Below are 22,782 nucleotides of genomic sequence, written 5' to 3'. Positions count from 1 at the left end.
TTTGAAAGGCTTTTGTCATGGCCAATACGACAAATACGTTAGCAAAACAGATAGATGAGTTGGGTGGCCTATTAGAATCCGCAAAAAATAACATCGAAAAATGCGTGATTGGGCAGCCAAAGGTCGTTGAATTATCGTTAACGGCACTTCTAAGTGGTGGTCATGCGCTTCTGGTGGGTGCACCGGGATTGGCGAAAACCCGCCTTGTGGAAACACTTGGCACTGTGATGGGGCTGGATTCTAACCGTGTGCAGTTCACCCCTGACTTAATGCCAGCAGATATTTTGGGGTCTGAAATCTTAGATATCGCCGAAGATGGCAAACGTGCGTTCCGTTTCGTTGAGGGTCCAATTTTTTGCCAGTTGTTGATGGCAGATGAGATCAACCGTGCCAGCCCACGGACACAATCTGCACTCTTACAAGCGATGCAAGAACGTGAAGTTTCAATCGCTGGGCAAACGCGTAAAATGGCAGAACCATTTCACGTACTCGCAACACAAAACCCGATTGAACAAGAAGGGACTTATCCGTTGCCCGAAGCACAACTTGACCGCTTCATATTACAAATTGATGTGGGCTTTCCTGACCGTGATACGGAACGTGAAATCTTATTAGCGACGACTGGTTTTGATGAGGCGGTCGCTGATCAAGTGTTCAAACCAGAGCAATTGATCGCAGCCCAAGAAATTGTGCGCCGTATGCCCGTTGGCGAAAGTGTTGTTGAAGCGATCCTTGATCTGGTGCGCTCAGCACGTCCAGAAGAAACCTCTGACACATTTATCCAAGAGGCTATTGGGTGGGGCCCGGGTCCACGTGCAGCGCAGGCATTGATGCTTGCAACCCGTGCGCGTGCATTGATCCAAGGACGATTGGCGCCGTCATTGGATGATGTCGAAGCCTTGGCGCATCCTGCATTGGTTCACCGAATGGCATTGAATTTCTCTGCCAAAGCACAGGGCGAAACTTTGGATCGCATCATCGCAAGTCTAGCGGGCAAAGCGCTGGGTAAAGAGGCGGCCGCTTGAACCAAACCCAAAATATGTCAGCCGTGAATATCCGCCAAAGTGCGGATGGATTGGCGCAAGGCTTTACCGAGCTTTTGGCAGAGGCACGTCAACTGGCTGCTAATATCAGCCTTGGCGCGCATGGCCGTCGCCGTGCAGGCATGGGTGAAGAGTTCTGGCAATATCGCGCTGCTGTCGATACCGATGCTGTGGGCGATATTGACTGGCGGCGTTCAGCGCGATCAGATGCACATTTTGTGCGTCAACAAGAATGGCAAAATACGCAATCTGTGCACATATGGGCGGATCGCGGCGGATCTATGGCTTTTCGATCAAACGAGAAACTTCCACTAAAAATGGAACGCGCGAATGTGCTGGCTCTTGCTTTAAGCATTCTTCTAACGAAAGCGGGTGAAAAAGTTGGGTTATTAGATTTGGCTGATCCTGCAAGGCAAGGGGTTGGACATGTTGATATTTTGGCAGCGGCCTTAATCCGTACCAATTTAGAAGATGATTTTTTAGCACCTCCCAAAAAGGAAATGAAGCAGGGGCAAAAAGCCGTGTTTATCTCTGACTTTTTGGGGGATTGGGAAGAAATTTTTGACGGATTATCGCATGCTGCACATCAGAATGTTGACGGCTATATTGTACAAGTTTTAGACCCCGTCGAACAAGATTTCCCGTTCAAAGGCCGTACCGTGTTATTGAGCATGAATAATCAGCACAAGTTTGAAACGATGCGAGCGCAATCTTTACGTAAGGAATATCAACAGAAACTGGCAGAGCGTAAAGCAGCTTTGCAGCAATTGTCTAAACGAACGGGATGGCGGTATAGTTGCCACACAACTAACGCTTCTGCTACGCCACAATTGTTGTGGTTATCCCAAGCTTTGGGGGGAATTGCGTGATGTTTGGCTTGAACATCAGCTTCGTTGCACCGCTTTTATTATGGGCCTTGGTTTTATTGCCTGTCTTATGGTGGATATTGCGCGCTGTACCCCCTGCACCTTTACGCGCGCATTTCCCAGGTATCCTTTTACTGCTGGGCTTGAAAGACAAAGAAACAACGCCAGATCGTACACCGTGGTGGCTACTTGCTTTGCGTATTGCCGTGTTGGGGGCTGCTATTATTGGATTTGCGGCGCCGATATTAAATCCAACCGATGCGAAACCCTCGAATAAAAATCTGATTGTCTTAATGGATGCCAGCTGGGCCAGTGCATCAGATTGGAAACAACGCCAAGACAAATTAACAGAGGTGCTTCGTGGGGCTGCTCAGAACAATCAACCCACTGTGGTTTTGCAACTGAGCGACCGACCTAAACCAGGTGTTGTGTTGAATTTTGCATCCCCCTCAGTATCTTTGCAAAGGGTAGCATCATTGGTTCCAAACGCTTGGCGGCCAGATTATGCAGAATGGCAAAGCTATTTGAGCACACAAAAGGGTTCGTTTGATACGATATGGTTCTCTGATGGTTTAGAGACCGTTGATAGGGCGGCATTGATGGAAGTTCTGTCCGAAAAAGGGGATGTATCGGTTGTTCAAAGCGATCGCCCTGTTTTGGCAATGGCGCCACCCGTTGTCAAAGACGATAATATGGTGGTGAAAGTCAAACGCAGTTTTGCGGATACAGCTTTGGATGTCACTGTGAATGCGGTTGGTCCTGATCCTAATGGTATGATGCAGATTTTAGGTGTTTCAAATGGCCGTTTTTCTGGAAATGAAACTGAAACCGAACTGGTTTTCGATTTACCTGTAGAATTGCGCAACCGCGTTAAATCTGTGGCAATAGAGGGCCGCCGTTCTGCGGGTGCTGTTGCGGTGACGGGCGATACAATTCAACGTCGCAAGGTTGGTATTATTGCGCCATCTGAACAGCAAGAAGGGTCAAACCTTGTATCAGATGTGTTTTATTTACGTAAAGCTTTAGTGCCGACAGCAGATGTGATCGAAGCTGATTTAAAAACCACATTGCAAGCCAACCCTGATGTTTTAATTTTTGTGGATATTGGCAAGTTAAGCACGACCGATACTGACAGTGTATTGAAATGGACCGAAGAGGGCGGTTTACTGGTTCGCTTTGCGGGTTCACGTTTGGCAGCCAGTCAAATCGGACTGCGCGAGGAGCATCCATTACTACCAGTACGTTTACGTGCGGGCGGCCGTAGCGTTGGTGGTGCCATGTCATGGGGTGCACCTAAAAAGATACAAGACTTTGTCGAGGGTACCAACTTTTTTGGTTTAAAGGTGCCTGATGATGTAAGCATTAACAGCCAAGTGATTGCACAACCTGACCCAAACTTAGCGGAACGCGTAGTGGCCGAGTTGCAAGATGGGACGCCATTAGTAACACAAAAGACCGTAGGCAATGGGCGTGTTGTTTTGTTTCACGTAACAGCAAATGCGGATTGGTCAAATTTGCCCCTGTCTGGATTATTCGTGCAAATGTTGGATCGTTTGGCTGTATCCACGTCTGGAACACTTAATGACATTGATGATTTGGAAGGATTGATCTGGAAGCCTGAAGAGACCATCGATGCTTTTGGTGCTGTACGTAATGTAACAGGATTGGCAGGTGTTCAAGGTGAACAATTGGCAACCAAAGTAGTCTCTGCCGACTTACCCGCAGGTGTCTATGGGAATGCTGGCCGTAAGGCCGCATTGAACGTGATCGCTCAAGATCAAGTGTTAAACCGCGCGGATTGGCCTTTGGGAACATCTTTTTTATCACTTGGAAAAACAGCACAGGTGTTTTTAAAACCATATATTCTGATAGCGGCCTTTGTATTATTACTTCTCGATATATTCGCATCTCTTTGGTTAAGTGGAAAATTAACCAAGCGATATGTGGGTCAAATAGCTGTTGTTGTTTTGCTGACAACTCTTGGTCTTAGCGAAAAAGGATATGCACAATCTGATGTGGATATCGCAAAGATCATAAACAATACGGTTTTGGGGTATGTAAAAACTGGCGACGCTAAAGTAGATCGTGCATCGGAAGCAGGATTGCTTGGCTTGTCCGCAGAATTACGTCGCCGCACATCTGTTGAGCCAATTTCTCCTGTTGGAGTGAACATAGAAATAGACGAGTTGTCACTTTATCCTTTTTTGTATTGGCCAATGAGCGAGAACCAAAAACCACCATCTGAAGCCGCCGTTGATAAACTAAACCGTTTTTTGCGCAGCGGTGGTATGATTTTGTTTGATACGCGTGATGCTCATTTATCCTTTGCGGGGGCAGGTGGCACAGCTAATGGACGCGTGTTGAAAAAAATCGCGACGCAATTGGAAATACCACCGCTTGAGCCAGTGCCCGAAGATCATGTGTTGGCACGGTCTTTTTATCTGATGAAAGAATTCCCAGGACGACATGTTGGGGCCAACGTTTGGATTGAAGCTTCACAAGCAGATTCTACTGAAATTGAAGGCGTACCATTTCGCAATGCGAATGATGGCGTCACTCCTGTCGTCATTGGTGCAAACGATTGGGCCGCTGCTTGGGCGATTGATCAAAATGGGCGTTACCTATTTCCAGTTGGCCGTGGTCAAGCAGGGCAATTACAACGCGAATATGCACAACGGTTTGGGGTGAATCTGATTATGTATGTGCTGACAGGTAACTATAAATCCGATCAGGTTCACGTACCTGCATTGCTAGATCGTTTGGGGCAATAGGATGGAAAGCAGTATTACATTCAGCCCACTCATTCCATGGATGATGATCTATGGCTTGGCTGCACTTTCTACAGCATGCATTCTATTTTGCCTTTGGCGTGGTTTATCTGGTTGGGCCTTACGTGGACTTGCAGCTCTCGTTTTGCTTGGAGCTTTGATTGAGCCAAGCTTGCAAGAAGAAGCGCGTGAAGACCTTTCTAATATTGTTTTGGTTATTGTCGATAAATCCGAAAGCCAAACGGTTGCAGCGCGCCCGTTTCAGATTGAAGATGCCGTTACTGAACTGGTTGCTGATATCGAAGGTCTAGAAAACTTTGAGATTAAGCAAATGGATGTAAAAAATGATGCCAATGGCGAAGAGGATGGTACATTTTTAATCACAGCCCTAAATCGCACGATAAATGAAGTAGCGTCTAATCGTATAGCGGGTGCAGTTTTGGTGACGGATGGCCAAATACATGATGTCGATATTGCAGGTCAATTTAACTTTCCAGTTCATGTGCTTCTAACGGGTGAAAAGAATGATTGGGATCGTCGGTTGATCATAAAAAATGCACCTGCTTTTGCAATTTTAGATGAGGTGATCACCTTAACATTACGCATTGAAGAGCAGGGTAATGTTCCTACAGATATTCGTGGAAAAGCACGTGTGGAAATCGCAATTGATGACGCTGATCCTGTTGCATTTGATTTGGAAACCAACACCGATTTAGAGATGCCACTACGCTTGCCGCATGGCGGCATTAATGTACTCCAATTCAATCTAGTTCCCATTGAAGGTGAATTAACCGAACGCAATAACTCTGCCGTCGTTTCCATTAATGGTGTGCGTGATCGTTTGCGCGTGCTTCTTGTTTCAGGCGAACCCTATGCAGGGGAACGGACATGGCGCAATCTGTTGAAATCAGACAGTGCTGTTGACCTGGTTCATTTCACTATTTTGCGCCCACCAGAAAAGCAGGACAATGTACCAGTACGTGAGTTGTCTTTGATAGCCTTTCCAACACGCGAGTTATTTTTGGAAAAGGTAGATGAATTCGATTTGATCATTTTTGACCGTTATTCCAAACGCGGATTGTTACCACCGTCCTATTTGCGCAGTGTCGTTCAATACGTGCGGCGTGGTGGAGCTGTTTTAGTTGCCTCTGGTCCATCGTTTGCGAGTGTGAACAGTATGTATCGCACCCCGCTATCAGAAATTTTGCCCGCAGAGCCCACAGCACGGGTTTATGAAGAAGGGTATCGCCCAACTGTTTCAGATGTTGGAACACGTCACCCAGTTACGGAAAATCTTGAAAGTTTTTCCCCTATTACAAGTGAAGATCAAGACGCGCCTTGGGGGCGCTGGTTCCGCCATATTGATGCAGAACCGCTTTCAGGGACAACAGTAATGACTGGTGTCGATGGGCGCCCATTACTTGTTTTGGACCGTGTGGATGAAGGGCGTATTGCACTACTTCTTTCAGATCACGCTTGGCTGTGGTCGCGTGGCTTCGAAGGCGGTGGACCGCAATTAGAGTTGCTTCGCCGTTTGGGCCATTGGATGATGAAAGAACCAGATCTTGAAGAGGAACGTTTAACGGCCACAGCTGTTGGACAGAAAGTTACGATTACACGCCGTTCTGTTGCGGTGGAAAATAAACCAGTCACAATAGAATCTCCAGATGGAACGGTATTTGAATTAGACCTTAAAGAAGTCAGTCCGGGTCGTTGGCAGGGTAACTTTCAAGGGTCGCAAAACGGTTTGTACCGTTTATCCGATGGATTACTGTCATCTGTCTTTGCCTTGGGGCCATCCGCGCCAAAAGAGTTTGAAAATACAATCGCGAGTGGCGATATATTAAGCCCCATTGTGTCAAAAACCAAAGGGGCGGTTTTGGCGATACACGATGTTTATGTTCCGAACATCCGACTTGTTCGCACAGGTCGCGTAGCAGGGGGGCGGGATTGGATCGGCCTGACACCTCGCAATGCATACGTGATTACAGATATCACCAGCCGCCCATTGTTACCTGCATGGCTGTTACTGTTTTTAACAGCAATATTGATTGTTGGTGCTTGGCGGCTTGAAAGCCGTTAAAGGAATTTTCAAAAGCGCTTGTTAATTTCTTAAATTGGTAATATAAAATTACCAATTGTGAAAAATGAGAGTCGCGCCATGGAAATGCCAAAGCCAGATATCACCGTTTTGGATCGTAAATCCGAGATTGTACAAAAACTTTTAAAAGTTTTGCCCAAAGATGCTGTGATTTTCGAAGATCGTGAAACGCATGCCTATGAATGTGACGGTTTAACAGCTTATCGTTGCGCACCAATGATTGCAGTGCTTCCAAGCACAACAGAAGAGGTCTCAGCTGTACTGAAAATTTGCCACGCTGAAGGTGTACCCGTTGTCCCACGTGGATCTGGCACATCACTTGCGGGTGGCGCACTTCCAACCGAAGATTGCGTGATCCTTGGCATTGCCCGCATGAATGGTGTTTTAGAAACCAATTATGATGATCGTTATATTCGTGTGCAATCTGGGCGTACCAACCTAAGCGTGACTGGCGCTGTCGAGGCGAATGATTTCTTTTATGCCCCTGACCCATCCAGCCAGTTGGCCTGTGCTATTGCGGGTAATGTGGCGATGAACTCAGGTGGTGCACATTGCTTAAAATACGGTGTGACGACGAACAATTTACTTGGCATCAAAATGGTCATGATGGATGGTGAGGTTGTTGATATTGGCGGCGCTTATTTGGATAATGCTGGCCTTGATTTACTGGGTGTGATTTGCGGATCAGAAGGGCAACTTGGTGTTGTGACCGAAGCAACACTTCGCATTTTGCGTAAACCAGAAGGCGCGCGTCCAATTCTGATGGGCTTTAACAGTAACGAAGTGGCCGGTGCTTGTGTATCTGACATCATCAAAGCGGGGGTTTTACCTGTCGCGATTGAATTTATGGACAAACCCTGTGTGGAAGCAGTCGAAGATTTTGCACAAGCAGGATATCCAACTGCGGAAGCTGTGTTGATTGTTGAGGTCGAAGGTTCAGACGAGGAAATAGACGAACAACTTGCCAAAATCGTAGCCATTGCCAAAAAACACGATCCAGTTGAATTGCGCGAAAGCAAATCCGCCGAAGAATCCGCCGCTATTTGGGCAGGTCGCAAAGCCGCCTTTGGCGCGATGGGACGTATCAATGACTACATGTGTCTGGATGGCACAATTCCTGTAAGCGAACTGCCATTGGTGCTGCGCCGCATTGGCGAGATGTCTGAACAATATGGTTTAAAAGTTGCCAATGTATTCCATGCAGGCGACGGTAATATGCATCCGCTTATTTTGTTTGATGCCAATAAACCAGGTGATTTGGAACTCTGTGAAGAGTTTGGTGCAGATATCTTGAAACTTTGCGTAGAAGTAGGCGGATGTTTGACAGGTGAACATGGGGTTGGCGTGGAAAAGCGCGATCTTATGAGCACCCAATACACGGATGCTGATTTGGATGCGCAGATGCGTGTGAAAGATGTGTTTGATCCAAAATGGTTGTTGAATGCAGCAAAAGTGTTCCCACTGGCCAGCTCTGACGCGCGGAGATCAGCATGACACAAACAGCAGAACAAAAACTTGCGGATCAAGTTGCGCAAGCCCATTCGAATGGGCAAAAACTGCGCATCATCGGTGGCGGCACGCGCCAATCTTTGGGTAACATATGCGATATAGCGACGACTGTTTCAACGTTAGATTTGAACGGTATTTCTCTATATGAACCAGGTGCATTAACGGTTGTTGCAGGGGCAGGGACACCTGTTGAAGATATCGAAAAAGCACTTGCTGCCGAAGGCCAACGTTTACCGTTTGAACCGATGGATCATCGTGGCTTGTTGGGCAGTCAAGGCACACCAACCATTGGAGGTGTTGTCGCCTGTAATGTATCTGGCCCTGCACGTATCCAAGTGGGTTCATGCCGCGACAGCCTGATTGGTGTACGCATGGTGGATGGTACTGGAAGCATCATCAAGAATGGTGGGCGTGTTATGAAAAATGTAACAGGCTATGATCTGGTAAAACTTGCCAGCGGCAGTTTTGGAACTTTGGGTGTTTTGACCGAAGTGGCGTTTAAAGTGCTTCCCGCATCAGAAGCCACGGCAACGATCAAAATTCAAGGTCTTGGTGATGAGGTTGCTGTTGCAACTTTGTCCGAAGCTTTAACAGCCCCCTATGATGTCAGTGGTGCCGCGCATATCACAGCGCAAGATACCAAAGACGCAACGACGTTGATCCGTTTGCAAGGCTTCAAAAAATCAGTGGCGTATCGTGCTGAGAAGCTGAAAGAACAGCTCAGCAAAGCGGGTGATATCTCTGTTGTTACTGCCGAAAAGCAAAACGTGATGTTGTGGAAAACAGTTCGCGATGTCGAAGCGTTCCACAAAAAGGAAACGGCTGTTTGGCGTATTTCTGTGGCGCCCTCTGATGGCCCGAAAGTAGCACAAGCATTACGCGATATAACAGATGCACAGGTTGTCTATGATTGGGGCGGTGGCCTTGTTTGGGCCTCGGTTCCTTATGGAACAGATGCGCGTTCTGCATTGGTTGGTATCGATGGTTATGCCGTTTGCATCCGCGACCAAGACACATCCGCACAAAGTGTTGTGCCGCAAAATGCTGCGATAGCGAAAATTGAACAAGGCTTACGTGCAAAGTTTGACCCTAAGGGCATCTTGAACACTGGGATTATGGGGTAAGATATGCAAACGAATTTCACTGAACAGCAAATGGCTGATCCGAAAATTGCGCATTCTAATAATATTTTGCGTAAATGTGTGCATTGTGGATTTTGTACGGCAACTTGCCCCACATATCAGGTTTTAGGCGATGAATTGGACAGCCCACGTGGGCGTATTTATCTGATCAAAGATATGTTGGAAAACAGCCGCGTACCTGATGAAAAAACTGTAAAACACGTTGATCGCTGCCTGTCTTGTTTGGCTTGTGTGTCGACTTGTCCATCGGGTGTGAATTATATGCATTTGGTTGATCATGCGCGCGAATACATTGAAGAGAATTACAAGCGTCCGATTTTTGACCGCGTGTTGCGTGCCACATTGGCGCAAATCCTACCCTACGAAAAACGGTTTCGTTTAGCCATGCGTGGGGCACAGATTGCACGTCCGCTTGCACCTGTCATGCCTGCAAAAATCCGCAATATGGTGGAATTCGCACCCAAAGAATTACCGCCCCCAAGCCTGAATGATAAACCGCAGGTTTTCCCCGCCGAAGGCACACGAGTGAAACGCGTAGCCCTTATGACGGGATGTGCGCAAAAGGCGCTGGATACAGATATTAATGACGCCACGATCCGTTTGTTACGCCGTCATGGTTGCGAAGTCGTGGTTGCACGTGGGGCAGGGTGCTGTGGCGCACTGACTCATCACATGGGCAAGACAAAGCAAAGCCATACAAGTGCTGCAAAAAATATCCGCGCATGGATGGCAGAGGTGAATGGCGAGGGTTTAGATGCTATCGTGATCAACACATCGGGTTGCGGAACAACAGTAAAAGACTACGGCCATATGTTCGAAAACGAACCATTGGCGCAGGAAGCGGCGGTTGTTTCTACACTTGCCAAAGATATTTCCGAAGTAATGATGGAGTTAGAACTGAAAGTGGAAAACCCGCAAGATTTGCGCGTGGCCTATCATTCAGCCTGTTCATTGCAACACGGTCAACAGATCAAAATACACCCGAAAACTTTGCTTAAAAACGCTGGTTTCACGGTTTTAGAACCTGCTGATCCGCATTTATGTTGTGGTTCTGCTGGGACATACAATTTGATGCAGCCTGAAATATCAAAGCAGTTGAAAGAACGTAAAATCAATACGTTAGAGGCAACACAGCCGCAGATCATTTCTGCGGGTAATATCGGGTGTATGATGCAAATCGGTTCTGGTACTGGCGTTCCTGTGGTTCATACAGCAGAGCTGTTGGATTGGGCCACTGGTGGGCCAAAGCCACGTAAATTGGGCACTTCCGTTGTCGCAGCTGAGTAACAGTACATCTGCTAAAACGCCTTTTTTTGATCACATTCCCCTGCCACACAGTTTGAAAAAAAACTGGTGGGGGCCCCTGCGTGCGATTATTCTGTTTAATAAGTTCTCTTTTGACGATTGGCTTTACAGCCTATGCAGATCAAGCTCCTTTACGCAAACTATTGACCGCTGATGAAGCCAAAACATGGCAAGCCGTGGGTCGTATTGACCTAAAAAACGCTGGGTTCTGCACAGGTGCATTGATTGCGCCAAATTTGGTTTTAACTGCCGCACATTGCATGTTTCACCCCGAAACTAACGTAAAACTACGCCCACAAGATATGGAATTCAAAGCAGGCCTGCGCAGTGGTCGCGCGGGGGCGTTGCGCAAAGCACGACGTGTTGTGATTCACAAAGATTACCGACCGGGACGTGATGTGAAACTAGATTATGTCGCCAGTGATATTGCATTAATTGAATTGGCACTACCGATAACCGCGAATGGTATCAAAGCGTTTACGCATAAAGGCAAAGTTGCAGTTGGGGACAATGTCAAAGTTGTTTCCTATGCCCAAGACCGCGCCGAGGTTCCATCCATCGAAGAGCCGTGTAAGGTTATGGGCCGTGATGTTCGCGCCTTGGTTTTGACGTGTAACGTTGATTATGGCGCATCAGGATCACCGATATTCGTCGAAGACGATGGTGAATTGAAAATAGCTTCTGTTGTTTCTGCCAAAGCCGTTGTGAAAGGTCAAAAAGTGGCCTTAGGCGCATCATTGGGGGAACCTTTGGAACAATTATTATCACAACTCCGCGCAAATCGCGGTGTTTTTCAGGGCAAACGCCCAACTGGTAAATCCATCAGCGAGCAGTTGGGCAATGTCCAACAAACGGCGAAAACACTTCGCCCTTAAGGGGCTTGACGATCCACATTTAATACCCATATATTTTCTACCGGATGCCCAAATGGGGTCCGTACTTAACTGAAATGGCCTGTCCAATCGGAAGGTCGAACTGAAAATATATCGCTTCTCTAGGAGGATAGCATTATGCGTACTTATGATTTCGCACCCTTATACCGTTCAACAGTAGGCTTTGACCGTCTGGCAAACATGTTAGATCGCGCATTGACCGCAGATGTTGGAACCAATTCATACCCCCCATATAATATCGAAAAATCAAGCGAGAACGAATACCGTATTTCGGTAGCCGTCGCAGGATTTTCCGAAGAGGAACTGTCTGTCGAAATGCGTGATGGTCAGTTGGTCGTTTCTGCGAAAAAAGCAGAAGAGGAAAAAGATCCAAACACATATCTGCACCGTGGCATTGCATCACGTGCATTCGAAAAACGCTTCCAAATGGCAGATCATGTGCGTCCAGTAGGGGCGGAAACCAAAGATGGTTTATTGCATATCGACCTGGTGCGTGAAGTGCCCGAAGCACTGAAACCTCGCAAAATTGAAATTGCTGGCCCGAAAACAATCGAGGCAAAGCCGCAGGCCAAAAAAGTTACGAAAAAAGTTTAACCACTTAAAAGAAAAGGCCCGCTTATGATGCGGGCCTTTTTGTTTATTCTGTCGTTTTGATCGACGTACAGATGTATTTCATTTCCAGGTATTCTTCCATACCGTGATGTGATCCTTCACGACCCAAACCAGATTGTTTGATACCGCCGAATGGCGCCACTTCTGTTGAGATGATCCCTGTGTTCACACCAATGATGCCGTATTCCAATGCTTCTTGTACGCGGTGAACACGGCTAAGATCGTTGGAATAAAAGTATGAGGCTAAGCCAAAGATCGTGTTGTTAGCAGCATGCACAACTTCTGCCTCTGTTTCGAACTTGAACAACGGTGCCACTGGGCCAAATGTTTCATTTTCTGTAACAACCATGTCAGATGTCACACCAGTCAAAATTGTAGGCTCATAAAAGGTACCGCCCAAATCATGCGGCTTGCCACCTGTTATAACCTTAGCTCCTTTTGATTTAGCATCTTCAACATGGCTCTTAACTTTTTTCAAAGCGTTGCCATCAATCAATGGACCAGCTGTAACGCCGTCATCAAAGCCATCGCCAACTTTCATCTTTGCAACAGCTGCACCTAATTTCTCTGCAAACTTGTCGTAAACACCTGCTTGCACATAAATGCGGTTTGCACAGACGCATGTTTGACCATTGTTGCGGAACTTAGATGCCATTGCACCATCTACTGCGTCATCCAGATCAGCATCATCAAAAATAATCAATGGCGCGTTGCCGCCCAATTCCAATGATAGCTTTTTGATTTGATCTGAACATTGACGCATCAAGATACGACCAACATTTGTAGAACCAGTGAATGTCACCTTGCGCACAGTGTTATTTGTACAGAATTCTTCACCAACCGCTTGCGGCGTTGCAGATGTAACGACGCTAAAAATACCTTTTGGCAATCCAGCACGCTCTGCGATCACACCAATTGCCAGTGCTGAAAGCGGTGTTTGCTCAGATGGGCGCGCAACGAATGCACAGCCTGTTGCCAATGCTGGGCCCAGTTTGCGGGTGATCATCGCTGATGGGAAATTCCACGGTGTGATACAAGCCACGACACCGATTGGTTGTTTGATCACTGTGATGCGTTTGTCGCGCATATGGCCTGGAATAGTTTCACCGTAAACACGTTTCGCTTCTTCTGCGAACCATTCAAAGAAACTAGCGGCATATGCAATCTCACCTTTGGACTCTGCCAATGGTTTACCCATTTCGGCTGTAATAATCGTGGCAAGATCATCAACGTTTGCCATCATCAGATCATACATTTTACGGATAACAGCGGCACGTTCTTTGCCAGACCATGTGGCATATTCTTTTTGGGCAGCTTCAGCTGCATCAATCGCGGCAGCAGCATCGGCGACGCTCATATCAGGGATTGTCGCGATGACATCACCACGCGCTGGGTTGATCACTTGGAATGTTGCGCCATCTTTGGCATCAACCCATTCACCATTGATGTAGGCCTGTGTTGGCAAAAGACTTGGGTCTTTTAATAAAGATTGTAGATCGGTTGTATCCAGCATGAGTGCACCTTTTACGTTGAATTTCAGTATCAGCGCATGCGTGGCATATTATAGGATCAGTAGCAACCTATGTGGATCAATTTGACGTGTTATGAAAGCAAGTCGTCATCTTTGACATAGGGTCCTGTGCGTATCTCAACATATTTTAACGGGATTTTACCCAAATTCATAATCTTATGTGCAGTCCCATTGGGAATATGGGCAGATTGCCCCTCAAACAGCTTAATCCGAGTGTGCTCTATATCCACCTCTGCATAACCATCTAACACCGTGATTTGTTTGCTGGCGTGGATATGGCAGGTGGTCTGTACCTCTTGTTCAGGATCAACAGTTGTGACGGAAACCCGAGAACGATCATCAACAAACAGATTGCAGCTTAAGGTGTTTTGACGGTCCGCAGATAATGTTTCAGCATACATATGAAGCCCCCTTATATTTTGTTAACCATGATTGAAGCCTAGGGTTGGAACCTTAACGAGATATAAACGCATAAATATTTTTCGCAGTTTCTGACTGGTAAGCTGACTAAGAATCCCCATATAAGACGGAATAAGCATAAGGGTTTAAAAATGCGCTGGATAAAATGGATCGTAATTATTGTACTGGTTTTGTTGGTTGCTGGCGTGTCTCATTACACATTACCGCAGCGCGATATCGTCCGTATTATTAGTGTAGATCAAAGGCGCGAAGACTTTGGCATAAATCGTATTTTTTACGCAAATCCTGATTCAGGTTCTACGGCACAACCAAATCGCGATGTGCGTTATATAAATACGTCTATGTCGGATGGTTCTATCATGGTTTACCGCAATGAGGATACAGGACTATCATGGCCCTTCTATTTCAAGTTTGACAGCGCAGATCTCAGCGCGCGCGCTGAGACGCTTATTTCAACAGAGGATAATCCGACATGGGTGGCCATTCGACACTATGGTTGGCGTTTCCATTATTGGTCTATTTATCCAAACGCGACATCCATGAAGATTGTTGATGGTCCAGAAGCCCGCTTGATCCCATGGTTCAACATCATCTTCTTTATAATCATAGGACTGTTCGGTCTTGGCCTATTCCGTTTAATACAACGCTTTAAACGCCGCCGTATTGATCCAGTCCTAGAGGATATCGAAGATGCATGGGATGGTGCCAGCGATCGCGCAGGTCAAGCAGGCGGCAGATTGTCCCGTTTTTGGAAGAAAACAACAGGTTCCGATAAATAATCGCTGAATCCTCTGGAAACTTCGAAAAACTTGAGGCAAAACAGCCCAAGCTAATCTTTTGGAGCCATTACAATGATACCATATCGCTCACGTACTTCTACGCATGGACGTAACATGGCAGGCGCCCGCGGTCTTTGGCGCGCAACAGGCATGACAGACGACGACTTCGGCAAGCCGATCATCGCAGTGGTAAACTCTTTCACACAATTCGTCCCGGGTCACGTGCATCTTAAGGACCTTGGCGGTTTGGTTGCGTCCGAAATCGAAGCGGCGGGCGGTGTTGCAAAAGAATTCAACACAATCGCTGTGGATGACGGTATCGCAATGGGTCACGATGGCATGTTGTATTCATTGCCATCACGCGAAGTGATCGCTGACAGTGTGGAATACATGGTGAATGCACACTGTGCAGACGCAATGGTTTGTATTTCTAACTGCGATAAAATCACACCGGGTATGATGATGGCTGCGATGCGCCTTGATATCCCAGTTGTGTTCGTATCAGGCGGCCCAATGGAAGCGGGTAAAGTTGATATCGATGGCGACTTGCGCAAAGTTGACCTAGTGGATGCAATGATCGAAGCGGCGAACCCTGAACGCACAGATGAAGAAGTACAATCTATTGAAGAAAATGCATGTCCGACATGTGGATCTTGTTCTGGTATGTTTACAGCCAACTCTATGAACTGCTTGGCAGAGGCTCTGGGCCTTGCACTACCAGGCAACGGCTCAACATTAGCAACACACTCGGATCGTGAAATGCTGTTCCGCAAAGCGGGCCAACGCATCGTTGAGCTGACACAAGAATATTATGTGAAGGGGAACACATCGATTTCACCACGCGGTATCGCCACAAAAGCAGCTTTTGAAAACGCGATGACAATGGACATCACAATGGGCGGGTCAACAAACACGATCCTTCACCTGTTGGCGATTGCTTTGGAAGGCGAAGTTGACTTCACTGTAGAAGACATCGACCGTTTGTCACGCGCGACACCATGCTTGTGTAAAGTGGCACCAGCGGTTCAAAACGTTCACATGGAAGATGTACACCGCGCAGGTGGTATCTTTGGCCTGTTGGGTGAAATGGACCGTGCGAATTTGCTGGATACATCTGTTGGCACAATCCACTCCGATACATTGGGTGAAGCGATCCAGAAATGGGATATCATGCAATCGAACGATGAGGCTGTGCAGGAATTGTTCCTAGCTGCGCCTGGTGGTGTGCGCACAACACAAGCCTTCAGCCAATCACGTCGTTACAAAGAGTTGGACAAAGACCGTGAAAATGGTGTGATCCGCGATTTAGCACATGCACATTCATTGGAGGGTGGCTTGGCCGTTCTATACGGTAACTTCTCACAAGAAGGTTGCGTTGTGAAAACCGCAGGCGTGGATGAAAGCATCCATAAATTCAGCGGTACAGCCATTGTATGCGAAAGCCAAGACGAAGCGGTAAACCGCATCTTGAACAAAGAAGTGAAAGCGGGCGACGTTGTGGTCATCCGTTACGAAGGTCCGCGCGGTGGTCCGGGTATGCAAGAAATGCTCTACCCAACATCTTACTTGAAATCCATGCGCTTGGGCAAAGTCTGTGCCTTGATCACAGATGGTCGCTTCTCTGGCGGGACATCAGGCTTGTCAATTGGTCACGTTTCTCCAGAAGCTGCAGAGGGTGGTAACATCGCATTGATTGCTGAAGGTGACATCATCGACATTGATATCCCGAACCGCAAAATGGATGTGCGTTTGACAGACGAAGAACTGGCAAAACGTCGTGCGGAAATGGAAGCCAAAGGTGATATGGCTTGGAGACCAGAAAAGCCACGCAAACGCAAAATTACCAAAGCATTGCGTGCTTATGCCTCTTTGGTTGGCAATGCATCTCAAGGGGCTATCCGTTTAGAGCCTAAGTAATTGAGTAAGGTGTGAACACCTTACACGCCTATAAGCCTTCACCCGTGTAAGTCGGGTGAAGGCGATTTTTTCTTTTAGGTGATTGCATGCCCAGTTTTCCTGACCTCTATATTTTAAGACATGGCCAAACCACTTGGAACGTTGCGGGGCGTTTCCAAGGTCGTATGAATTCCCCTTTGACTGAATTGGGCAAAGACCAAGCTAAGCGCCAAAATGAGATTGCTTTATCTATTGCCTGTAAACCACTGCAAGCTTTCGTCAGCCCACAACCACGTGCTTTGCAAACTGCAGAGATTGCTTTGGATGGTATTATAGCGCCGCAAATAGATGATCGTTTGCAAGAGATTGCTTTTGGCGATTGGGAAGGATTAACGCACGTAGAGTTAGAGGATAAAATCACATCCCCTTTTGAGGATAGTCTGTGGTTTTATGACAGCCCAAAAGGTGAAGATTTCACAACGATTTGTGATCGTGTCATGTCATTCCTAACGGATATAAATGCACCAGCATTTATTATAACGCACGGTGTCACATCCTTAATCCTACGTGGATTGTGGTTAGGGTTGGATAAAGAACAACTGTCTAAATTACCGCGTGAGCAGGGCTGTATCTATCATTTATCGAATGACGTTGAGACCTGTTTGCGTTGATTTTAAAAACACCCAGAGTCTGACAAATGTCATACGTACTGTGCACAGGTTGTGCACGCGGATCATACATCACTTTTGGGCTAAAACGGATCGTGCTGTGGCAACCAAAGCGTGGTGCAAAGATCCTGCTGATGACCGTGGGCCGTAGATGCTGAAATGATGATCAGAGCGCCGTAAAACAAAACATCCCAAATGCTCTATAATGGTGCGCGTCACACCATTCATTGGCATTGTTGGTGTATCGGCTGCGCAACTGCGTTCCAGAACAGAAAAACAGTCTGTGCCGTCTAAGTCAAACCGCACCCATCCATCAGATTGTTCCGTGACAGAGGTTTTGTTTTCAAGTGATGTTGCAAGGCTGGCAGCAAGCGTTTCATGTGTGGCATAAGGGGCTTCGACAAAGCATTGATTTGGGCCTGTCCAAAATGCAGTGACATTGTCTTTGGTTTCGCTCAGCATTGGTTTTGGAAAGCCAATTCCCAACACCTTTTTAAACGCAGTAGCTGTGGTTTTTTCAGCCCCTAATCGCGCAGTAACAGAGGTCAATGATACGTCAGGGCATTCGCTAATTGTGACTGTGCCGATTGTCTCAATCTGTGCTTTGTTTCCGCCCAACGCGGTGATGGGTTTTAGATTATGCACGAAGCCGCTCCCCGTCTGGGTCAACGAAATGGGCGCTGACAACTTCTACGAATACTGTTTGGTTTTTCAATGGGTTAACTGCACGCATGATCTCACCTTTGCGATTTTTGCCATCTTTGAGGAAGCCGATACCAATGGAACTTTCCAAGATGGGTGAATAGGCGGCAGAGGTGATATATCCCTGATCAACCGCTGCATTCACTTCGCCCGTTTTGGCCATCAAATGCGATCCAGCAACCACAGGTTCTTTACTGTCCACTGGTTTAAAACCAACCTGCATCAAAGCATCGTCTTTCTTCAGGCCAACACGTTCAGAAAGTGTTGATCCAATGCTGTCTTTTTTCTTGGAAACCATACGGCCCATACCAAGATTTAATGCGGTCGTTGTCCCGTTCAGTTCATTACCCGCAGCATGGCCTTTTTCGATGCGCATAACCCCCAAGGCCTCTGTGCCGTAGGGGACGGCATCAAATTCTTCACCAGCTTCCATAAGTTTGCGGATCATCGCATCGCCGTAGCGTGTTGGAACTGCGATTTCATAGGCCAATTCGCCCGAGAATGAGATGCGGAACAAACGTGCCCGTAACCCACCACAAACTGTGATTTCGCCGCACGCCATAAACGGAAAAGCTTCATTCGTGATATCAAATTCCCTATCCACAACTTTTTCCAAAAGCTTTCTGGAGTTTGGCCCAGCCACTGCATATTGCGCCCAGCTTTCAGTTGTTGAAATTAGCTGCACATCTATATCTGGCCACAGACATTGGCGGCAAAATTCCATGTGTCTATAAACACTTACGGCATTTGCTGTTGTAGTGGTTACAACGAAGTGATCCTTTGCCATACGGCCTGCAGTACCATCATCCATGGCAATGCCATCTTCGCGCAGCATCAAGCCGTAGCGCGTTTTGCCAACTGCAAGTTTTGCAAAACCATTGCAATATACTTTGTTTAAAAACTCTGAAGCATTTGCGCCTTGCACATCAATTTTACCCAGTGTTGTCACATCACAAATACCAACAGATTTACGGGTTGCTAAAACTTCACGATCAACAGATTGGCGCCAATGTGTTTCACCAGCAATCGGGAACCATTGCGCACGCAGCCAGTTGCCAACCTCAACGAAAACAGCACCGCGTTCTTCGGCCCAGAAATGGCTTGGGGTTTTACGTGTTGGGTGGAAATTTTTACCAACTGCGCGACCGCCAAGAACACCCAAGGATGTGGGGGTATAAGGGGGGCGGAAAATTGTAGTGCCGACTTCTGGAATAGACTTGCCCGCAAGTTCGGCCATTATCGCCAAACCGCCCATGTTTGATGTCTTACCTTGATCAGTTGCCATACCCAAAGTGGTGTAGCGTTTTAAGTGCTCAACAGAACGGAAATTCTCTTGGTGAGCCAGTTTTACGTCTTTGACAGTCACATCATTTTGTTGATCCAACCATGCACGCCCTTTGCCGCCTTTGACATACCAATAAGGTTGTAAACTCACGGGCGCATCTTCTGCTTCTGGTGTCTTGGCTGCTTTGGCTTTGATGCCTAAGCCCTTCAATATTGCAACAGCTGATTTTGCGCCGCTTGTCAAAGCGCCGTGCGTTGACATAATACCAGCGGCAGAGCCCGCAACAGATAATCCTGGTGGGCCATCTTTACCTGGAACAAAGGCTGCAATGTTTTCATCCCATTCTGGGCGGCCACGCTGGTGGCATGTCATGTGCACGTTCGGGTTCCATCCGCCTGAAACAGCGACAGCTTCACATGATACATTACGGATTGAACCGTCTGCCAATTCCACGGATAGTTGTTTCACACCTAAGCGTCCCAAACTGTCTTTTACCTTTGCACCTGCAAGAACTGTTGTGTGTTCCGAAGTTGGCGCATCTGCACGTGTATCGATGATCGCGGAAACTTTTATACCTTTTGCAGCCAAGTCAGCCGCAGTTCGGTGACCATCGTCATTGTTAGTGAAGATTGCGATTTCTTGTGCAGGTGTTGCTGCCCAGCGATTTACATAAGAACGCACAGCCCCGCCAAGCATGATGCCTGGACGATCGTTGTTTTCGAATGCGATTGGGCGTTCTGTTGATCCTGCGCAAAGTAATGCTTGTTTTGAGTAGATACGCCATAATGTTTGTCTTGGAGCGCCATCTGCTGGAACGGCTATATGATCAGAAACGCGTTCAACTGCGCCATATATACCGTGATCATAAGAACCAATAACAGTTGTGCGGGTCATGATGCGCACGTTTGGCAGGCTTTGTAATTCCGCCAAAGTTTGCGCGGCCCATTCAGTGCCTGTCATATCATCCAAAGTATAAGTTTCAGAGTTCAAGCGGCCGCCACAAATATAGTCTTCTTCGGACATGATCACGCGTGCGCCTGCACGACCCGCAGTTAAAGCGGCGGAGAGGCCAGCAGGGCCTGCGCCGATGATCAGCAAGTCGCAGTGTAAGAAACCCTTGTCATAGGCATCAGGATCCGCTTCCATAGACAAGGAACCAAGGCCAGCTGCTTTGCGAATGATCGGTTCGTATACCTTTTCCCAGAATGCAGCAGGCCACATGAATGTTTTATAATAAAAACCAGCGGCAAAGAATTGTGAGAAACGATCATTGATCGCCATAAAATCATGCTTCAATGATGGCCAGCGATTTTGGCTGTTCGCAATCAAACCATCATAGAGCTCTGCCGTTGTGGCACGTGTGTTTGGTTCTTGGCGATTACCTGTACGTAATTCAACGATAGCATTTGGTTCTTCTGAACCAGCTGTCAGTGGGCCGCGCGGGCGGTGGTATTTGAACGACCGCCCCATAAGGCGGACATTATTTGCAAGTAAAGCAGATGCCAGTGTATCGCCTTCAAATCCTTCATAGGATTTACCGTCGAATTTGAATTCTAGTGGTTTCGTACGGTCGATCAGGCCGCCAGTTAAACGGTTCTTTTGTGTCATTTGCTGCGACCCTCTTTACGGGCGACATCGGATGCTAATTCGACCTTAGAAATCTCATGTGTGACTGTGTTGCGTGTCACAACCAACCAACTGCGATCCCCTTGCTCATGGAACCACAACTCGCGGTGCTCGCCCGCTGGGTTGTCGCGCAAGTATTGGTAGTTATAGAATTGATCAGCGGCATCATTTGCCTGCCAATCAGGGCGATTGAGCAATGATGCATCGCCAAGATATGTGAATTCTTGAGCATCGCGTGGACCTAATATGGGATGGTTTATAATCATATCAGTGCAAATTGGGCTGTGCGCCCATTCCTTTTTCATCAATCATATAACCGTGTTCAAAGCGGTCAAAACGATAAGCTTTGGCAGTTTTATGTGGAGTATCTGTGGCCAATAGATGTGCATAGCACCAGCCAGATGCAGGGGTTGCCTTGAACCCGCCATAACACCAGCCGCCGTTGAAATAGAGGCCATCGATATGGGTCTTGTCGATAATTGGCGAGCCATCCATAGACATGTCCATAATGCCGCCCCAAGAGCGTAGTAGGCGTGAACGACCGATCATGGGCATGATCGCCATACCGCTTTCACATACATCTTCGACAGTGGGAAGATTACCGCGTTGGGCATAAGAGTTGTAACCATCGATGTCGCCGCCAAACACAAGGCCACCTTTGTCTGATTGGCTGACATAGAAATGGCCTGCGCCAAATGTGATAACACCTGGGATGACGGGTTTAAGGCCTTCGGTGACGAAAGCTTGTAGGACGTGGCTTTCCATTGGCAGACGCATGCCAGCTTTGGACATCAAACGACTGGATGATCCAGCTACGGCTGATGCAACTTTATTTGCACCGATGAAGCCACGCGAGGTTTCGATACCTTTGCAAACACCGTTTTCGATGCGGAAACCAGTGACCTCGCAATTTTGGATAATATCCACGCCACGTTGATCGGCGCCGCGTGCATAGCCCCATGCAACGGCATCGTGACGAACTGTGCCGCCACGGCGTTGGGCAAGGCCGCCTTTGATTGGAAAACGCGCATCGTCGAAGTTTAGGAAAGGAACTTCGGCGCGGACTTCTTCAGCGTTTAACAAAACAGCATCAGCACCATTCAAGATCATCGCATTGCCACGACGTGTGAAAGCATCACGTTGCGCATCAGAATGGATCAAGTTTAAAATACCACGTTGGCTGACCATAGCGTTGTAGTTGAAGTCTTGTTCTAAACCCTCCCAAAGCTTTAGGGAAAACTCATAAAAGGGTTCATTGCCATCTAACAGATAGTTCGAACGGATGATTGTTGTATTACGTCCAACATTACCACCACCGATCCAGCCCTTTTCGATGACTGCGATATTCTTTTGACCAAATTCTTTTACTAAATAATAAGCTGTGGCCAAACCATGACCGCCGCCGCCAATGATGATGAAATCATAATGTGGTTTCGGTTCTGGATTCCGCCATTGTGGCCCCCAACCTTTGTGACCGGTCAGGGCCTCTTTTATAACTTTAAAGCCTGAAAAGCGCATTGAACGACTCCATTTGATAAAAATGGTAAGAGACTTGGATTTTAAAGTCGTTATTGAATCGGACATGGACATGGATTTATCCGACATATTCAAATTCTAGCCTTATGAGAGTCTTTAC

Annotated in this window: 18 protein-coding genes; 12 read left to right on the top strand and 6 right to left on the bottom strand. The window is 47.2% G+C overall.

The annotated features are described in order from the left end of the window. Window positions 1–17 precede the first annotated feature (17 nt). The 9 genes from F9L33_RS10975 to F9L33_RS10935 all read left to right on the top strand — a co-directional run bounded on the left by F9L33_RS10975 (window position 18) and on the right by F9L33_RS10935 (window position 12,221). Window positions 18–1,025 carry a MoxR family ATPase gene (locus F9L33_RS10975; protein WP_152142828.1) on the top strand — a complete coding sequence of 336 codons (1,008 nt, stop codon included), beginning with the start codon at window positions 18–20 and terminating at the stop codon, window positions 1,023–1,025. Beyond that, window positions 1,022–1,912 carry a DUF58 domain-containing protein gene (locus F9L33_RS10970; RefSeq protein ID WP_152142827.1) on the top strand — a complete coding sequence of 297 codons (891 nt, stop codon included), beginning with the start codon at window positions 1,022–1,024 and terminating at the stop codon, window positions 1,910–1,912. Before F9L33_RS10975 ends, F9L33_RS10970 begins: the two co-directional genes overlap by 4 nt. After that, window positions 1,912–4,680, top strand: a complete 2,769-nt coding sequence (locus F9L33_RS10965) for a DUF4159 domain-containing protein (protein ID WP_152142826.1) — start codon at window positions 1,912–1,914, stop codon at window positions 4,678–4,680. The genes F9L33_RS10970 and F9L33_RS10965 overlap by 1 nt, the downstream gene beginning before the upstream one ends. Before the next feature lies 1 nt (window position 4,681). Continuing rightward, complete coding sequence (locus F9L33_RS10960) at window positions 4,682–6,760, top strand: hypothetical protein (RefSeq protein ID WP_152142825.1); 2,079 nt, start codon at window positions 4,682–4,684, stop codon at window positions 6,758–6,760. 78 nt (window positions 6,761–6,838) lie between these two features. After that, the gene (locus F9L33_RS10955) at window positions 6,839–8,272 is read left to right on the top strand and encodes an FAD-linked oxidase C-terminal domain-containing protein (protein ID WP_152142824.1); all 1,434 of its coding nucleotides are present in this window, start codon (window positions 6,839–6,841) and stop codon (window positions 8,270–8,272) included. Then, entirely contained in the window at window positions 8,269–9,411 is a 1,143-nt protein-coding gene (locus tag F9L33_RS10950; protein WP_152142823.1) for an FAD-binding protein, read from the top strand. Before F9L33_RS10955 ends, F9L33_RS10950 begins: the two co-directional genes overlap by 4 nt. A 3-nt stretch (window positions 9,412–9,414) precedes the next feature. Next, the gene (gene glcF / locus F9L33_RS10945; protein ID WP_152142822.1) at window positions 9,415–10,716 is read left to right on the top strand and encodes a glycolate oxidase subunit GlcF; all 1,302 of its coding nucleotides are present in this window, start codon (window positions 9,415–9,417) and stop codon (window positions 10,714–10,716) included. A gap of 110 nt (window positions 10,717–10,826) precedes the next feature. Further along, a complete protein-coding gene (locus F9L33_RS10940; RefSeq protein ID WP_193222025.1) occupies window positions 10,827–11,609 on the top strand; it encodes a serine protease in 783 nt (260 codons plus the stop codon). Window positions 11,610–11,744: 135 nt separating this feature from the next. Further along, complete coding sequence (locus tag F9L33_RS10935; RefSeq protein ID WP_152142820.1) at window positions 11,745–12,221, top strand: Hsp20 family protein; 477 nt, start codon at window positions 11,745–11,747, stop codon at window positions 12,219–12,221. A gap of 43 nt (window positions 12,222–12,264) precedes the next feature. Here the strand turns inward: F9L33_RS10935 and F9L33_RS10930 are convergent, their stop codons facing one another. Both F9L33_RS10930 and F9L33_RS10925 read right to left on the bottom strand, forming a co-directional pair. Further along, complete coding sequence (locus F9L33_RS10930) at window positions 12,265–13,752, bottom strand: NAD-dependent succinate-semialdehyde dehydrogenase (RefSeq protein ID WP_152142819.1); 1,488 nt, start codon at window positions 13,750–13,752, stop codon at window positions 12,265–12,267. Between the two features lie 89 nt (window positions 13,753–13,841). Then, window positions 13,842–14,171, bottom strand: coding sequence for a cupin domain-containing protein (locus F9L33_RS10925; RefSeq protein WP_152142818.1), 330 nt, complete (start codon window positions 14,169–14,171; stop codon window positions 13,842–13,844). A gap of 150 nt (window positions 14,172–14,321) precedes the next feature. Between F9L33_RS10925 and F9L33_RS10920 the strand changes: the two genes are divergently transcribed. The 3 genes from F9L33_RS10920 (at window position 14,322) to F9L33_RS10910 (ending at window position 17,536) form a co-directional block, all read left to right on the top strand. Then, window positions 14,322–14,969, top strand: coding sequence for a DUF1523 family protein (locus F9L33_RS10920; protein WP_152142817.1), 648 nt, complete (start codon window positions 14,322–14,324; stop codon window positions 14,967–14,969). A 72-nt stretch (window positions 14,970–15,041) separates the two neighbouring features. Next, window positions 15,042–16,886, top strand: a complete 1,845-nt coding sequence (gene ilvD / locus F9L33_RS10915; protein WP_152142816.1) for a dihydroxy-acid dehydratase — start codon at window positions 15,042–15,044, stop codon at window positions 16,884–16,886. 86 nt (window positions 16,887–16,972) lie between these two features. After that, window positions 16,973–17,536 (top strand): histidine phosphatase family protein, encoded by a 564-nt coding sequence (locus F9L33_RS10910; protein ID WP_152142815.1) that lies wholly within the window; start codon window positions 16,973–16,975, stop codon window positions 17,534–17,536. Between the two features lie 69 nt (window positions 17,537–17,605). On the opposite strand, the gene F9L33_RS10905 is transcribed toward F9L33_RS10910, so the two are convergent. Genes F9L33_RS10905 through F9L33_RS10890 form a run of 4 tightly spaced genes read right to left on the bottom strand, consistent with a single transcriptional unit; the run spans window position 17,606 to window position 22,664 of the window. Further along, window positions 17,606–18,178 (bottom strand): sarcosine oxidase subunit gamma, encoded by a 573-nt coding sequence (locus F9L33_RS10905; protein WP_152142814.1) that lies wholly within the window; start codon window positions 18,176–18,178, stop codon window positions 17,606–17,608. Beyond that, window positions 18,171–21,128 carry a sarcosine oxidase subunit alpha family protein gene (locus F9L33_RS10900; RefSeq protein ID WP_152142813.1) on the bottom strand — a complete coding sequence of 986 codons (2,958 nt, stop codon included), beginning with the start codon at window positions 21,126–21,128 and terminating at the stop codon, window positions 18,171–18,173. Before F9L33_RS10900 ends, F9L33_RS10905 begins: the two co-directional genes overlap by 8 nt. After that, window positions 21,125–21,412, bottom strand: a complete 288-nt coding sequence (locus F9L33_RS10895; protein ID WP_152142812.1) for a sarcosine oxidase subunit delta — start codon at window positions 21,410–21,412, stop codon at window positions 21,125–21,127. The genes F9L33_RS10900 and F9L33_RS10895 overlap by 4 nt, the downstream gene beginning before the upstream one ends. A 1-nt stretch (window position 21,413) precedes the next feature. Next, window positions 21,414–22,664: a sarcosine oxidase subunit beta family protein gene (locus F9L33_RS10890; RefSeq protein ID WP_152142811.1), complete on the bottom strand. Its 1,251-nt coding sequence runs from the start codon at window positions 22,662–22,664 to the stop codon at window positions 21,414–21,416. Between the last annotated feature and the right edge of the window lie 118 nt (window positions 22,665–22,782).

Origin of the sequence: Amylibacter sp. SFDW26 (genome assembly GCF_009184395.1) — a bacterium.
Classification (GTDB): Bacteria; Pseudomonadota; Alphaproteobacteria; order Rhodobacterales; family Rhodobacteraceae; genus Amylibacter.
Note: the sequence above shows the minus strand (reverse complement) of the source record. Positions and strands in the feature narration are given on the sequence as shown.

Excerpts from the sequence above, each read along its gene's own strand:
- F9L33_RS10955 (WP_152142824.1), top strand. The coding sequence starts at position 6,839 with ATGGAAATGCCAAAGCCAGATATCACCGTTTTGGATCGTAAATCCGAG.
- ilvD (WP_152142816.1), top strand. The coding sequence starts at position 15,042 with ATGATACCATATCGCTCACGTACTTCTACGCATGGACGTAACATGGCA.
- F9L33_RS10935 (WP_152142820.1), top strand. The coding sequence starts at position 11,745 with ATGCGTACTTATGATTTCGCACCCTTATACCGTTCAACAGTAGGCTTT.
- F9L33_RS10900 (WP_152142813.1), bottom strand. The coding sequence starts at position 21,128 with ATGACACAAAAGAACCGTTTAACTGGCGGCCTGATCGACCGTACGAAA.
- F9L33_RS10925 (WP_152142818.1), bottom strand. The coding sequence starts at position 14,171 with ATGTATGCTGAAACATTATCTGCGGACCGTCAAAACACCTTAAGCTGC.
- F9L33_RS10895 (WP_152142812.1), bottom strand. The coding sequence starts at position 21,412 with ATGATTATAAACCATCCCATATTAGGTCCACGCGATGCTCAAGAATTC.
- glcF (WP_152142822.1), top strand. The coding sequence starts at position 9,415 with ATGCAAACGAATTTCACTGAACAGCAAATGGCTGATCCGAAAATTGCG.
- F9L33_RS10960 (WP_152142825.1), top strand. The coding sequence starts at position 4,682 with ATGGAAAGCAGTATTACATTCAGCCCACTCATTCCATGGATGATGATC.
- F9L33_RS10910 (WP_152142815.1), top strand. The coding sequence starts at position 16,973 with ATGCCCAGTTTTCCTGACCTCTATATTTTAAGACATGGCCAAACCACT.
- F9L33_RS10975 (WP_152142828.1), top strand. The coding sequence starts at position 18 with ATGGCCAATACGACAAATACGTTAGCAAAACAGATAGATGAGTTGGGT.
- F9L33_RS10920 (WP_152142817.1), top strand. The coding sequence starts at position 14,322 with ATGCGCTGGATAAAATGGATCGTAATTATTGTACTGGTTTTGTTGGTT.
- F9L33_RS10930 (WP_152142819.1), bottom strand. The coding sequence starts at position 13,752 with ATGCTGGATACAACCGATCTACAATCTTTATTAAAAGACCCAAGTCTT.
- F9L33_RS10965 (WP_152142826.1), top strand. The coding sequence starts at position 1,912 with ATGTTTGGCTTGAACATCAGCTTCGTTGCACCGCTTTTATTATGGGCC.
- F9L33_RS10890 (WP_152142811.1), bottom strand. The coding sequence starts at position 22,664 with ATGCGCTTTTCAGGCTTTAAAGTTATAAAAGAGGCCCTGACCGGTCAC.
- F9L33_RS10950 (WP_152142823.1), top strand. The coding sequence starts at position 8,269 with ATGACACAAACAGCAGAACAAAAACTTGCGGATCAAGTTGCGCAAGCC.